This window comes from Psychrobacter sp. 5A.1 (assembly GCF_030407455.1).
In the GTDB taxonomy this organism is placed as follows: Bacteria; Pseudomonadota; Gammaproteobacteria; order Pseudomonadales; family Moraxellaceae; genus Psychrobacter.
Genome location: NZ_JASDDJ010000001.1, coordinates 86,411 through 102,091, shown reverse-complemented (window position 1 = coordinate 102,091; position 15,681 = coordinate 86,411). Strand labels below are relative to the sequence as shown.

Annotated in this window: 10 protein-coding genes; 2 read left to right on the top strand and 8 right to left on the bottom strand. The window is 43.8% G+C overall.

Going from position 1 to position 15,681, the window contains the following annotated elements:
• Window positions 1-64: 64 nt before the first annotated feature.
• Window positions 65-3,175, bottom strand: coding sequence for an LPS assembly protein LptD (gene lptD / locus QL982_RS00370; protein ID WP_290190112.1), 3,111 nt, complete (start codon window positions 3,173-3,175; stop codon window positions 65-67).
• Between the two features lie 306 nt (window positions 3,176-3,481).
• Here lptD and QL982_RS00365 point away from each other — a divergent pair, with 306 nt between their 5' ends.
• Window positions 3,482-4,585 (top strand): phosphotransferase, encoded by a 1,104-nt coding sequence (locus QL982_RS00365; RefSeq protein ID WP_290190111.1) that lies wholly within the window; start codon window positions 3,482-3,484, stop codon window positions 4,583-4,585.
• A 46-nt stretch (window positions 4,586-4,631) separates the two neighbouring features.
• A complete protein-coding gene (gene murU / locus QL982_RS00360; protein ID WP_290190110.1) occupies window positions 4,632-5,369 on the top strand; it encodes an N-acetylmuramate alpha-1-phosphate uridylyltransferase MurU in 738 nt (245 codons plus the stop codon).
• A 180-nt stretch (window positions 5,370-5,549) separates the two neighbouring features.
• Here the strand turns inward: murU and QL982_RS00355 are convergent, their stop codons facing one another.
• The 7 genes from QL982_RS00355 to QL982_RS00325 all read right to left on the bottom strand — a co-directional run bounded on the left by QL982_RS00355 (window position 5,550) and on the right by QL982_RS00325 (window position 15,290).
• Window positions 5,550-5,666 (bottom strand): DUF2474 domain-containing protein, encoded by a 117-nt coding sequence (locus tag QL982_RS00355; protein WP_290164237.1) that lies wholly within the window; start codon window positions 5,664-5,666, stop codon window positions 5,550-5,552.
• Window positions 5,667-5,760: 94 nt separating this feature from the next.
• On the bottom strand, window positions 5,761-6,777 hold the full coding sequence (gene cydB / locus QL982_RS00350) for a cytochrome d ubiquinol oxidase subunit II (protein WP_290164238.1): 1,017 nt from the start codon (window positions 6,775-6,777) through the stop codon (window positions 5,761-5,763).
• Window positions 6,777-8,285 carry a cytochrome ubiquinol oxidase subunit I gene (locus QL982_RS00345; protein WP_290190109.1) on the bottom strand — a complete coding sequence of 503 codons (1,509 nt, stop codon included), beginning with the start codon at window positions 8,283-8,285 and terminating at the stop codon, window positions 6,777-6,779. Before QL982_RS00345 ends, cydB begins: the two co-directional genes overlap by 1 nt.
• 451 nt (window positions 8,286-8,736) lie before the next feature.
• Window positions 8,737-11,217 (bottom strand): alpha/beta hydrolase, encoded by a 2,481-nt coding sequence (locus QL982_RS00340; RefSeq protein WP_290164240.1) that lies wholly within the window; start codon window positions 11,215-11,217, stop codon window positions 8,737-8,739.
• A 605-nt stretch (window positions 11,218-11,822) separates the two neighbouring features.
• Window positions 11,823-12,935 (bottom strand): hypothetical protein, encoded by a 1,113-nt coding sequence (locus tag QL982_RS00335; protein WP_290164897.1) that lies wholly within the window; start codon window positions 12,933-12,935, stop codon window positions 11,823-11,825.
• 292 nt (window positions 12,936-13,227) lie between these two features.
• Complete coding sequence (gene coq7 / locus QL982_RS00330; protein WP_290164898.1) at window positions 13,228-13,866, bottom strand: 2-polyprenyl-3-methyl-6-methoxy-1,4-benzoquinone monooxygenase; 639 nt, start codon at window positions 13,864-13,866, stop codon at window positions 13,228-13,230.
• Window positions 13,867-13,958: 92 nt separating this feature from the next.
• A complete protein-coding gene (locus tag QL982_RS00325) occupies window positions 13,959-15,290 on the bottom strand; it encodes an MFS transporter (protein ID WP_290164896.1) in 1,332 nt (443 codons plus the stop codon).
• Between the last annotated feature and the right edge of the window lie 391 nt (window positions 15,291-15,681).

Here is a 15,681-nt window from a genome sequence, read left to right as displayed (position 1 = left end):
TCTATCCAATACTCTTAATAATAAAATAGTCAACAGACCCTAATGCCGCAGCACAAAAGACTGATTAATCTTTCCATGCTGTTTGAACAGGCTCAAAACCCAAAATCTTATCAGACAGTAGTCGTGTCAAGCGGCTGCTACCACTGCCAAGACCATTCAATCTAATTTCTGCCATGATAGCTTGTGTCGGTTTGTCTTTCACATTCAAGTCATTGTAATAACGGCGACCATAAACGGCAAAACCAAAACAGCAATCTTCGTAATCAACGCCGATCAGAGAATCGAGCATTTTGTTACGTTTATAATCGTATTGACCTTGAGCCAGCACACGCCAGCTATTATTGATCGGGAAAACTGCAGACGCGGTAAATGCAGATAGTGGCAGTTGTTCGGTGTTTTCATCACGCTGACGTTTGACATAACCCACATTGAACAGGCTATTGTCTGATGGCTGATAACGCAACTCAGTCGTGATATAGTTCAAGTCGTAGCTTCTAGTCAGAGCGCCACTAACGTCAACCCAAAAGTTATTATAAGGCTGAGTACTGGTATCCCATACCATCCCCGAAGAAGACGATGTGAATACTGGCTGCTGATCGTTAAGTGTTACACGTCCATCATCTAGATAGAACTGTTCAGCAATGCTACCATCAAAACGTGTCACACCCGTTGCATCGATGTAACGATAATTGACGCCAGGCGTAATCGAGTGCAAATCTTGCAAACGATCATGACCTAAAAACCAACTGTCCGAAAATAGCTGCTCGTAGTTAGTAGAAGCGATACGGGTATTAAAGTTAGGAATGTCGTTTTGGTTTTTATACGGCGAATATGTATATTTCACTCGCGGGCTCAGTAAGCGATAGCCGCCCATGGTATCGTCAAAAGCACCGAATGGTGAGCCTGCTTGATAAAAATTCAGTCCCGCATCGATACTGGCTTGCGGAACAAATACTGATTGACTGCCATCTTTTTCACTCAGTTGGTTATCTGCTAAGCTGTCCTCATCATAAGAGGTATACAGATGCTGCAAACTGAGCTTGGGTTTGACATAACCCCAAGAGGTTTCCATTGGATAAACGGCACTCAATTTATTGTAAATACGCGCGCCGCTTTTTTCATTTTCAGAGCCATCATCGATGGATTTTTTGAAGTATGCAGAGTCATGCACACCAGTAATATCGAAACGCTCTGCCCAAGGCAGTCGATAATTGAGTTTGAGCTGTGGCAAACGTGAATACGGCTTGTCTTTGTCTTCTAAAGCCTCACCGCTATCAGTGAAAGCCTCCAAAGTCTGGAAGGTTTCTACTTTTAGCTCGCCATCGACATAATCATTGTAGTAGCTGACTCGCGCACGACGTGGCAAGTTTATCGTGCTGTCCGATAGGCCCAAAGTGTCGAAATCATTAAGGTAATCGGCATCCGATACATAGCTATATTTGGCGTCACCGCTTAGTCGAGGAATGCTTTTGGACGACCAAGTGTGATCATAAAATAAGCTGGTACGATTTTCGTCATCATACTCTTTATCATTTGGTAGATATGAGCCGTTAAAAATACCTTCCCCATAATTTTCAGTCAAATAGCGAAACTCGCCTGATAGCATAGGGTTGCGATCAGTATAAATATGCGTGTTAAGCGTGGCATCGTAATTGGGTGCTAAATTGAAATAATAAGGAATATCTACTTCAAGACCGCTCTCACTACTGATGCTCGCGTTGGGTAATAAAAACCCACTACTGCGACGACTGTCTATCGGAAAATTAAAGTAGGGGAGATAAAATACTGGAATGTCAGCGATACGGAACGTTGTGTTATAGGCTTCACCGCGACCAGTATCAGTATCTAAATCAATACTGTTGGCTTCAAACTGCCATTTACGGTTGGTGGGTGGACAGGTGCTAAACATGACCTGATCCAACTCGTATTCATTGTCGCTGCGTTTGTTTAGGCGTTTGGCATAGCCGTGCGCCTGTAGTCCAACACTAGCAAACGCCACATCATTGGCCGTTGATTGCCCAGTTTCAGTATTGTAATTCAAGCTATCTGCGACGCCAATGAGGCCACCCTGTGCTGCTTTATCATTAAAGCTGGCTTGGCTGTTATTGGTAGAGCCATTGCGTGTGCGTTGTATGGGCTGTCCAGTCGCATTATCAGTAAACAGGACGCTGCCTTGGGCAGCAGCAAGGCCATTACTGAGATCAAGCATGACTTTTTCTGCTTCGATATGTTGAGTGCCTTGATCTATTTTGACATTGCCTGACAGCTCAGCATAGTTAACGTTATTGTAATAACCGTAATCTGACTCGGTAAATAAAGGGGCTTGATTGTTTGGAGTACCTGCTACATTGGCTGCTGGACGGTCAGTTGCAGTACCAGCCTCATTCACTGCCCGCTGGTAATTCGGGTTGCTTTGAGGATATACCCATTGACCTTCACAGCGTTGGGCGCTGTCTACTGTGTTTGGCAAAAGGCGTAAGTCTTTGCCCACTTTGGGAATGGTCTGTGCTGCGGGCATTACGGTATCATGAGTATCGTTTGGTTCAACGTCGATAGCGTCATCGACACGGTTCAATGCCGATGTATCGGTATCTGGTGCTAGCTCATAAAATTCTGCTAAGCGCATGAGGCTGGCTTGAATACTCTCATCATTGATATCCAGCTTACCGTTATCTGTCTTTATCGCTTTAGGCGTAAAAGTATTATTGATACTTGAATCATTGTGCGCCTGATTGCTATCCGTGGTATCTAGAGAGGCGGCATCAGCGGTTTCAGTGTTAAAAACTTGGTTGTCAAAAGCGTCACTGTCAGTGGCTTCATTGATATCTGTGATATTTAGAGCATCGCTATTAGATGCGCCATTGTCTGATGTTATATCATTATCATTGAATAAATTGGCGTTATCAGCATCAGAGAAGTCAGAGTTCTCTTGATAATCTTCATTCAAAAACCCTGGCTCTTGATAGCCTTCATCACTACCTTGAATATGACGGTTATCATTGGTGTCAGCCGCTTCGTTAGAGACGTAACTGCCAGTACTATCAGCACTCAATGGCTCGGTTTTCTGCGTGTTGGCGTCACTAATGGCAGCATTGACCGTGAGACTGGATAAGCCTAAGGCACCAAATAGGATCAAGCGAATGCTTTGGTAAAGCGGAGAATATAACAAGGGCACACCTATGATTGCAGAGCTTATTGGATTGCGATACTGAATTGTGCAGATATATCATTTAACAGCATAGAGTAGTCAATGAGCGACTAAAATATGACGAATGTATTCTCAAGAATTCGGGTGTTTTACATATAATGACGACTAATCATAGTCAAAAAAAACCAAATCAGCTACACTATTTAGCAAAATTTATAATACGCCTGCTAGAGCAATTTTTTTGGCGCAAGACGCTACTATTTTAACAAGGTTTTGCCTGACTTATCACTACTTTAATTGTTTGTGATTTATATTTAACCGATGACGCCCATTATGACTGATAAAACGACTTTAGAGACTGATATGATCGACGATAACAACAACCGCCACCAGCAACTAGAACAGTGGTTACAGCAAGTATTTTTAGAACAAACATTTAGTTTGGATAGCCTGCCTGGTGATGCTAGTGCGCGTCGATATCACCGCATTGAGTTATTAGAAACAGAGACTACAGCCAGTAAGCATTATATCGTTATGGACTCTGCTGACGAACAAGACGCGATGCTGCAGTTCATCAATGTTGCTAAGCTGATGTCATCTGCTGTCAACGTGCCGACACTGACGGCGCAAAATGTAGAAAAAGGATTTTTGGTATTACAAGACTTTGGCTCGGTAGAGTTTGCGCATTTGCTCATTGATGCCAGCGCAGATCAAATCAACGAATACTATCAGCTAGCAATGCAGACATTAGTGGCGCTGCAAACGGTGCCAGTAGAAATAGCAAAGTCTCAACACCAGTTGCCAGATTATGATACGGCACTATTGAATCGCGAGATGGACTTGTTTAGTGAGTGGTTCATACCTTATATCGATGTAGCGCTAGCTGAGCAGGTCTGGGAAAATTTAAAAACAGCATTGATGCCCGCGATTTTGCGACAGCCACAAGTGATCGTCCACCGTGACTACCACAGCCGTAATCTGATGCAAGACCAAGCCGATCAATCGCGTTTGGGCGTGATTGATTTTCAAGATGCCGTCATCGGCTCGTATGCTTATGACTTAGTGTCATTAGTACGTGATGCCTATGTTGAATGGCCAGAGCATCAAATAACTGCATGGATTAGTGACTTTTGGCAACTGCAAAAACAAAAATTGCTAACCACCGCTGACAATGTGGGGCAGTTTGAAAATGATGTGAATGTCATAGGCGTGCAACGTCATTTAAAAGTGTTAGGGATTTTTATTCGTCTGTCTGAGCGTGATGGCAAAGACCGCTATTTGGCTGATATCCCTAAAGTCATGCGTGACTTACTCATTGAATTAAACTCGCTTGCCGAACATGGCAGTGATGAACTAAAGCAATCAATCATCCCTTTTAACCAATGGCTACAAGAGGCAGTGCTACCTGCTTATAAAGAGAAGTTTGCTTCAGCGTAGATGATGCTCAGCTACATTAATTTAAATAATAAAAATAGGAGCGCAGATGTCTACCTCTACGATTACACAAGCCATGATTTTGGCGGCTGGCAAGGGCACACGCCTACGTCCATTAACACTTGAGACACCCAAGCCTTTGGTGGAAGTCGCTGGTCAACCGCTTATTGTTTGGCATATTAAAGCACTACAAGCTGCGGGTATTACTGATATCACGGTCAACGCATCATGGTTGGCAGATAAGCTAATGGACAGCTTAGGTGACGGTTCACAGTATGGCGTAAAACTTCATTGGTCAGTAGAAGGTGATGAGCCACTTGAAACGGCGGGCGGTATTTTTCAGGCATTACAAACAGGCAAATTGCGAGATGAGCCGTTTATTCTGGTCAATTCTGACGTATGGACTACCTATGACTTCTCTCAATTACGAGGCTATACATTGGGAGCGGATCAGCGTGCGCATCTATTATTGATTGACAATCCAGAGCATAACAATGGGGGCGATTTCGCTATCAATAATGGTCTGGCTAGTGAACAGCCGGTTAGCGATGCAGACAAGCATACCTTCGCTGGTATTAGCGTGATGTCACCTAAGTTGGTAGAGGGACTGGTCATAGGGCAGCCTGCGGCATTGGCACCATTACTCAAGCAAGCCATGATAAAGTTTCAGATTACCGCTGAAGTGACGACAGATAATTGGATAGACGTGGGCACGCCTGAGCGTTTAACACAGGTTAATGAGTTTATCGAACAGAATGATATCGAGCATGCAGGTAAACCAAACTGATAAATTTAAGATAAATAAAAAGCAGCGTTGATTATTCAACGCTGCTTTTTTTATGCATACAGAAATATTTTTTACGACATGTCTAAGTAAAGTGTATTAGCAAGACAAAAGTGCAAATTTAGCATCTAGCAAGCTACTCATTAGCTAACTGGCACTCAATCGTATGATTAGGCAATTATGCTAAACACCCATGGCCAGTTTAATTAGCTGAGCAATCGTAAACACAACCAAAAACCCTGCCAAATATAGTCCGACGAACCATGCCCATTGCGATTGTTTTTTACTGAGTTTCTTCATAGAGTTCTCCTGATTAGCGTATGAATGTGATCACCATATATCAGCTATGGTGACCACACTTTTTAGCCGATCCATTACCAGTCGCTATCAGCGATTAGTACATTGGATTGTGATCAGATTTACCTTTAAACGTGTAATAGGCAAAAGCCGTATAACTTAAGATAATCGGTAACATAATACCTGCGCCAATGAGCATAAATGATAACGAAGTATCGGCAGCTGCCGCTTCATAAATCGTCATTTGATACGGCACGATGTAAGGGAAGATAGCAGAACAAACGCCGATATAACCCATCAAAAACAAGGCAACCGTCAGCAAAAATGGACGATACTCACGCTCAGTTTTTAAGTCTTTACGCATGATAAAGAATAAGAGCATGACAATGATAGGCATAGGAGCAAGGTACAACAAATCTGGAAAGCTAAACCATCCCTCTAACGCATCAATGTCTGAAAAGTACATAAATGCTGTGACCACAATCATGGCCACTACTAATGCTGTAAGCATCCAGCCAGATACTTTGCGTGCCCATATTTGCAAGGTGTGTTCTGTTTTTATGATGAGCCATGTAGAGCCAAGTAACGCATAGCCAATAATCATGGCAAATCCGCAGACGATCGAGAAAGGCGTGAGCCAATCAAATGGACCACCAGTATATAGACGGTTACTGGCTTCTAATCCTTGCACCAACGCCCCAAGCATGATGCCTTGAGAGAAGGTCGCAACGACTGAGCCGACAAAGAAAAAGGTATCCCATACATGCCGACGTGAAGACGACTTGAAGCGAAACTCGAACGCCACGCCGCGCATGATAAGACCGAATAGCATGGCAGTCACTGGCAGATAAAGACCTGTCATTATGATGCCGTAAGCAACTGGGAACGCAGCGAATAGACCACCACCGCCTAGTACTAGCCATGTCTCGTTACCATCCCAAAAGGGCGCAATAGAGTTCATCATGCGGCTACGGTTTTTATCTGAGCCTGCAAATGGGAACAAAATCCCGCAGCCCAAATCAAACCCATCAAGTAGAACATAGATAAAGACCGCTAAAGCAATCAGTCCGCCCCAAATGAGAGGTAAATCTAATACATCACCGAAGTTAAACATTAGCGTAATCCTCCATCATCGACATCGTTTGTAGGCGTATCTAAGCCTTCTTCCATCCCTTGTTCAGTGTTTTTGTCAGAATTGCCATCACCACTTAATGCGCGGCCTTGGCTCTCTGTCACTGAATGTTCGTAGAAGTTGTCTTTAGAAGGATCGGTGTAAGGCTTCGGCCCTTGAGCAATCAAGCGCAAGATATAAAAACTGCCGGCACCAAAGACAAATATATACAGCACAATAAAGCCAATTAACGTGGTAGCTACTTGTTGTGCTGCAAGCGGTGACATACTTTCAGCGGTACGAATCACGCCATAGACAGTCCAAGGCTGACGCCCTGTTTCGGTCACAAACCAGCCCGATAGTAAGGCGATAAAGCCAAGTGGCGTCATCATCATCCACGCACGGTGGAACCAAACACTGTCAGTATTGAATTGCTGTTTTCTGAAATACTTGTATAGACTGAATAGGCCGACCAGCACCATAAGCATGCCAATAGCAACCATGATACGAAACGCCCAAAACACAATAATGACGGGTGGCTGATCTTCGGGAGCCCAGTTTTTGAGGCCTTTGATTTCACCATCTAGCGAATGAGTTAGGATCAGCCCAGAGACATAAGGGATAGCGATTTCATATTTATTGGTCTGGTTTTCTTGATCAGGAATCGCAAATAAGCGTAGCGCCGCACCGCGTTCATCTTCCCAGATACCTTCCATCGCAGCCACTTTGGCAGGTTGATGCTCAAGTGTATTTAGACCATGCTCATCACCAATCAATACCTGCGCAGGTGCTACAAAGATGGCCATAATCATCGCCATGCCTAGCATCACGCGTCCATGCTCACGGTGTTTAACATGTTTTTTGGATTGGATATAGTAAGCACCGATACCACCAACGACAAAAGCTGTCGTTAGGAATGCCGCTGTCATCATATGAGCGTAGCGATATGGGAATGAAGGGTTAAAGATGATTTCTAGCCAGTTGGTCGGATAGAGCAGGCCATCTGCTCCCATCATAAAACCTTGAGGGGTTTGCATAAAGCTGTTGGCGGCCAATATCCAAAAACCTGAAATTAATGTACCAATCGCGACAATGGCAGTTGAGGCAAAATGCATGCGTTTGCTCACACGTCCCCAACCAAACAACATGATACCCAAGAAGGATGCCTCTAAGAAAAACGCGGTCAATACTTCATAGGCGAGTAGTGGGCCTAAAACGTTACCGGCTTTATCAGAGAATACGGCCCAGTTAGTACCGAATTGGTAAGACATCACCACGCCCGATACCACGCCTAGACCAAAGACGACGGCAAATATCTTGACCCAGTGTTTGTAAACTTCAGCATAGATAGGTTTGCCCGTTCTTAACCAGCGAAATTCGAGTACTGCCAGCCAACTGGCCAGTCCGATAGAAAAGGCAGGAAAAACAATATGAAACGAGATAACAAAAGCGAATTGGATACGCGCAAGCATCAGCGCATCGAGCTGGTCAATCATAAATGTAGCGAACATAAACGGTTACTCTCATCTGTTAGCTGAATAGCGCTGACGTCCATACAACGCTCAAGTAACTGTCCGTAACTATCCGTAGATTAAGGTGGCAAGCATTACGGGCAATAGCTCAGTGACGTGGTCTTAGCACCATTAGACATAAATTTTGGCTAAGTTTGCGATTCACTGTTTAGTTGAATTGAATAATTTATGTCCTTATAAATTTACATATGACGGTCATATACTGTAGGCATATTATGCGCTTACCTAGATATACACGCAAGCAAGCGCGCCTGTTAGTAGCAAACCTAACGGTCACCGAAACCATAGTGAATACATCTCGAAAAATAAAATTAATATCATTAAAAACAATAATTTATGTGTATTTATGTATTTTCTTTAAAAGCGATAATCGCTGTCTGAAGATTACGTTTTCTATGCCAAAACCATGATTCAGTAACAAAAACCTACATCACTCTTGTAGCTGCTTATGCAAAATTCGTCGCAAGGTTAAAATAGTTTGCGGATTGGTCTGGATGCTATGACCACCATTAATAATGGTCTCAGAAGTTGCCCCTTCGAGATGCGCACTATTGTAGGGAACGATGCCATCTGATAAACGCTCGGTCAATGCTTGACTGATATCGTCGTTGACCGTTACGGCGGCGACAAGCGGCTCAGGTGGTAGCTGCGATGCCTCCGTTGTCTCACTGATATCGACAACACTGGCAGTTGCGTTCGTAGACGCTTTTGCGACCGCTTGAGACAAATCAATCTTGGCGCCGTTTGGTTGCGTTTGAGCCAGCCCTTTAGTGATATCGGCATCGTTATTGGCAATGATGGAATGGTAAGTAATACGATTATTAATGGTGATGTCTTTGGTTAATTCTATAAAAGAAGACTTATCACTGAGCTGACTGGCACCATTTTGGAGATACAACGCGCCCAATGGGTTTTGTGTTAGATCGCCTTTCGTTGCAATCGTTGCCAAATTATCAGTAAACGTTTTGACCAAACCCACGGGTAAATAGACGATGCGGCGTAGCGCACGGGTAAACCAGCGATCTGCATAATCCGTGCCCCGAAAAGGCGCGGATAGAAAGACAGCGGTGTCCACTTGTGGTAATGCTTGTAGCTCAAACCGCTCTTTTAACTCATTTTCGCCAAAAGACGTATTGAGCACCTGGCGAATTTGCTGTTTTTCATTGCTAGAGAGTATGTCTTTGTCATTGAGCTTATCTAGGTCATCGGCCAGATTTTCATCAGATAGCATCATACGGGCGATGATGGCACCCATACTGTGACTGATAATCACACTGTTTTTACTGGCACGATTTTGCCCATTGGGATCAGTCTGTTGATACGTGCTGTTAATTAATTGTTGAATTTGATAACGGTTTTCTAAAATAGGCAGATTGGTTGGATAAAATATTTGCCAAACTTGGTAGTTATCGCGCAGCTTGTCATCATTAAAAATATCGTTGGTCAAATTTACCCAAGTAGCTGGACTAGATGCCAGGCCATGCAACATAATCAGCACGCGCTTATCAGGATCATAAGGTTCGAGCATAAATAACTTGGGCAGCTGCGCATCTGGCTGGCGAGTAATCAGGTTCAAATAACCCACACCATCTAATTGGTTCTCTGACAACCACAAGCCATAACCTGCTGAAAAGTTGGCTGCCAGTGGATAGTTGTTGTTCAAGATGTTGACGGTTTCGGTTCGATACGGGTTATATAAATGGATATCAAGGTGACGACTACTCAGTACGTCCAGTACGCTGTCACCACTCGGCTTAATCAATCCCGTCAATAACAGGTGCCCAGTCGGATAAATACGAGTGCTGGGCTTGCTGTCATCGGTGTTGTTATTCTCATTTGTCAATCGACCAGACAGGGACGATGCCAATAGCTGACGAATGGTGGTGGTATAGCGATCATCCAATGACGCAACCAAACTGATTCCTAGACCTGCGCGTTTGCTGACAGAATTGAGGCCAGAGAGACGCAATTCATAGGTCGATACTAAATCTGCCAGTGCAGACGCTTGTTTGTGAGCATTTTGCAGATAGCTGTTTTCGTTGGGCAAATAAATATCAAGGTTGTAGTCATCGACGGTTACTTTCATGACCTGAATCTGGTCGATGGCTTTACCTTTTAGCGGTGGTCGATTGGCAATCGCTGCTTCATTGCTGCTATCACGTTTGGTAGAGGTTATCGGTAGATACTCTACAGCTGTGCTACCCATCAACTTATTGGCATTTTCAGTCGATCTATAAAGCTGAGTAATCACATCATTACTGGCAGCGTTGTAGATGTCTTGAGTTTGAATGTCATTGTCATTTGGAATGCGGTTTTGGGTATGCGCGCCACTACTGTTTTGCTCAGCGTCTTCAAAATCGTGGGTCAGGCTGTCATAAAACAAGTAGGTATAGCTGTATTTTACGGCATCAAATAGTCTCTCTTGATAGTCGGTCAAACACAAATTGGTCTCTACTTGCTGCATTTTAGCCTCATCGTCACTCAAAGGTGCGTTGGCATAATACGGATCAAGTGGTGGGCGGGCGAGCGCATTACGACAGTTTTTAGAATCTGCAAGCTGGCGCGCTTTTGCATAATGCAACTCTGCAAAAATCGCTAAAGTAGGGCGATAATGTCGATTCAATATACTGTCAGAGAGCTGAGTCAAGCATAAGTCAAATTGTTGCATACAGGCTTGCTCATTAAGTCCTGCCGATAATAAAGCGGATGCCGTATCACTGCTTAGCGTATTGTCGGTGACAATATTGCCACGCTGCGCTGAAATAGTCTTGGCAGTGGCTTGTTTGTTCACTGTCACCGTACTACAGGCTGTTAGCGATGCGGCTGCCGCTAATAGTATGGCCGAGGTGATAGGCAGAGTTCTTTTATGAGCATGTAGTACTGTCTGTTTGCTGAGGCCAGCGAAGGTCATAAGTCAGTCCAATAAACGGTAGTCATGAGAGTATGAGCAATGAAAGTAGCAGTTGATAGTGAGTGTAGCGCAACTTGTGGCGTTAGACTATTTTATTTCAGACCATAAAGGCGTGCTATAGTCGGTGAAATACTAAACCGCTACGGCGTTACCCTCCTTAGATGTACTACTTGTACAATCTGCAGTCGGCTGCCTTGTAGCCGTTTTAGAGTTCTTTGACTATATTTGCCAAGTAGGATTTTGACAGTCGAAAAAAAGCGCCTTTGTCTTATGGATATAAAACAAAAGCGCTTGGTACTTTAAGCTTGTATTTTTTATTGATGAGTCTATGAACAAAAGCTTCTAGGGCATGTCCTCAATTCAAACAATAGTTATCTAACTGGGCTAAAAATGGCTAAATTTTGCCAAACATCGTCAAATAGCTGGTCAATATCTCGATATTATCGACGCTATTTTTCTCGTTTGACGGCAATTTATCTCATTTTTATCACCACTTGTGAAATGAGGACACACCCTAGTCATTCAATATTTTATTTATCTAATTAAAGGTCTTATTTATCAAGCCTTCAGCGTGTTACCCATTAGACTCAAGAAATATAGCCAGTCTAAGCACCTGGTTTTACATTAATGTTAGGTGCAGGAATATCCCAAATATAGAATTTGCCTTCTTCAACGAGTTTGATTTGTTGAGGAATGACGGTATTGCTAGGGTATTTTCCTTCGAGGCGGCGTAGGCGCTCCAATGCGTTAGTACGGCGGTCACTGAGTAAGTCTGACTGTGCCAAGCTCTGTTCGGCTTCGGTGTACCCTAAAGCGACAGCGCGGTCTAGATACTTTTGACCTTCTTTGAACCCGCCGCCCTCTGATAGCATCAAGCCATACAGGAAGTTGGCTTCACCGCTATCAGGCTGAATCTTAATAGCGCGATCCACATATTGCCCGCCACGTACCGTGTAGTCTGAGCCCAAATCTAGATTACGACCCATACCATTCAGTTTGGCTGCACGAATCAATACATCGTAAGAAGCATTCGGTGATTTGGCATAGGGTTCGATCCACTCGGCCAATACTTTGATTTTTTCACGCGTGTAATGGCGCTGTGTGCGATTGGGGAAGTTTGGTGGATAATGACGAGCGTTAGGGGAGACATCTTCGATGAAGTCATCGAGTAAGCTGACATCAAGCTTGTCAGTCCCCAGACCTTTTTGTTGCGGGATTAGTACGGTTTTGACAAAGCTCATATCTGAGAGTTGCACCTGCGGTGTGGGGATGTTCGGAAGCTGTCCGCTGCGCAGATCGATGCCGGTGGCAGTCATTGGGCCAGGCTCATAGACGCGAGTGGTTCCGCTCATCACAGGGGCTGCCGCAGGTGTCATCATTTGTGGTGTTTGGGGCTGTACGGCGGTGACAAACGTACTGTTTTGTTGAGCGCGAGTGGTTTGCGTATTATTTGGCGGAGTACTGGTCGGCTGAGCGTTGTTAGCAGGTGCTGCTGGCACGTTTGTTTGAGTAGCACTGGTTTGAGCTGTACTAATGGCTGCATTCGGACGAGCAAGGCGAATCACACGTTTGCTTGAATCTATCGCACTAGGTACAGCCGTTGCATTGGCATCACTTTCTGCAGCGTTCACAGGTGCAGAGAGCAGCATGGCACAAGCGGTGGCCATGACGGTCAACGTTGCAAACTTTGGTGACTTAATAGAGAGGGTTGTTTTCATAAAAATCGTTACCTTATTTAATGTATTTGGTTGTTATTCATTAGGGCGTGTCTTCATTTAGATTGTAAGGCTTAAAATTTAGCCATTTTTAGCCCGTTTAGATGACTATCGAGTGAATTGAAGACACGCCCTAGGTCATTGCTGCAAAATCGTACAAATTTTTAATACCCTAGCAAATTAAGCTTCACGCTATCTGTGGTAGGATTGTTAATCGCTATTACGAAGTAAGTCCAGTCCTGTCAGTCATGGTACGGTGCTCAGTTGCTAGGATAGAAAACAACTATACTGATGGCTACAGGTGGTAAGCAGTGGCTTTCATACGATTTGCCATCCATCGCATGGTGTGGCGTACTGGAGGCGATAGTGCCGCGCCGCCACTGGCCAGTGCTAGCTCGCGATGATGCAGCTCCTCAAGATCCATTTGTGCCAGTATTTCTTTTGAGCGTTTATCATGTTCAGGCAATTGATTGATATGATCTTGCAAATGTTCACTGACTTGGGCTTCTGTCTCTGCCACAAATCCTAGGCTAAACTCGTTTGAGATTGCGCCTGCTACCGCACCCAATCCAAAGGACATACCATACCAAAGTGGGGTAAAGACACTGGCATGGCTACCAAGTTCGCTCAAGCGAGTCTCGCACCAGACTAAGTGATCCACTTCTTCTTCGGCGGACTGTTGCATGGCTTGCTTGACACCATTGTCTTTGGCAGCAAACGCTTGTCCGTGATATAGGCCCTGTGCGCATACTTCGCCTGTATGATTGATCCGCATGAGGCCTGCGACATGCCGCGCATCGGTGATGGTCAGCTCAGGAATTTCGTCGCAACTGACAGGCAACGGACGGGTGCTAGGGTTGGAATGTGGCACGATAGCTCGTAATGCTTTATCAACCCCAAGTAATAATTGGTCGACTTTGGATAAAGGACGCAGGGTCATCATTCACTCCTGATGGTTTAAATACAATCAACAAATTGAGATTTTCTGTTTTTTAAAATAATAGCTTTGGGTTATATGAGTCTGAGCTATGGAGAGGGTTCCTCATGCGTTTGGATAACCGCCTGCTTGATATGCTTATTGAGCTTGATGTATAAAAACGCACCAAACGCAATATTTAATAGCCCTGTTACCAAAAACAGCTGCGGTAGCGTAAACCCAAGCGTGTTCAGAATAACAATCGCAAAAATAGCCGATGTGACCATAAATATCGCATTAAAAATATTGTTAGCACCGACAATACGTGCTCGATGACTTTTGGGTGCGTAGGCTTGCATAGACGCATATAGAGGCACGATATACAGACCGCCACTGAATCCCAATAAAAATAAATCCACAAACACGCGCCAGCTACCATTTATATCAAACAAGTCACTGATGCCAAGCAACGTCTCATTATTCACATTTATATCTAAACCCGAAAGTGAAAAATACAAATCAATAGCAAAGATACTTAAACCAGCAATACCGAAAGGTAGCAGGTGCAAGCTAACTTTGTTTTTGGTCAATGACTTGCACAGTACCGAACCGATGGATACCCCAACAGAAAACAGCGTCAGTAAGAAAATCACCACGGACTCATCACCGAGCAAAATCACCTTGCTGAATTCTGGCACTTGGGTCAAAAACGTCGCCCCATAAAACCAAAACCAACTGTTGCCAAGAATGATAAAGAATAGAAAAGGCAGAGAATATAAGTAGCGTACAGTGGCGATGCTGGTCGTAAAAATATTCCAATTAATCTTAAGGTCAGGCTGCATCGCTGGCATGTTGGGGATATAACGGGCTGCCAAGTACCCTAAAACAGCAATGACCAACACCGTGGCACTAATCCAGTACAGTGATTGTGATAGCTGAGTCAAAATGCCAGCGACAATCATACCGACGAGAATAGCCAAAGAAGTGCCCATCTGAAAAAGACCGTTGGCACCGACCAACTCGTCTTCTTTCATTGCTTGTGGCAAATAAGCGTACTTAATTGGTCCAAAAAAGGTCGAATGTGTTCCCATCAAAAACAATGCGACAAACAATAGCGCATACCACTCAAAGACAAACCCCACTGCTGCAAGCGCCATAATAACCAGCTCGAGTAGTTTGATAAACTGCGTGAGCTTTGATTTTTCATACTTATCAGCAATCTGTCCTGCCAAGGCAGAAAACAAAAAGTAGGGCAGTATGAACAACATGGCGGCCAAGTTATTTAGAATGCTGACCTCTACCCCTAATTTGCTGGCAGCGGTATAAGTCAGTACCAGTATGAGCGCTTGTTTAAAAATATTGTCATTGAATGCGCCCAAAAACTGGGTAAAAAACATAGCGCTAAAACGACGACGCTTAAATAACTGAAACTGATTGGACATGGACATTCCTACCGATAAATCACGACTGATAAAGAAAAGAGAGGCGTTAAACGACACTTTTTGTGTGACAATAATCGTAAATTTTATTAAAAACTATATCAAGCTATAGCATAGGTTTTATCAATATTAAGCCGTATAATAGCAAGGCTTTCGTGAAAATACATGCGGTCAATGCTATGATTTGATATTTAACTCAGTTATGATTTGTAAATTTATCTGGTTACGTTATAGGGTATAAGCGCCAGTAAAAATAAAGCAAGGCTACCCATAAAAACTGTCTATATGACGATGACGACAAGGTGCTAACGCTTGCACTATATCACCAGAAACAAAAATCACCACAAATAAAGTCAAAAGTAGTAAACCATTAATTCCAGATAACTGCTATAAG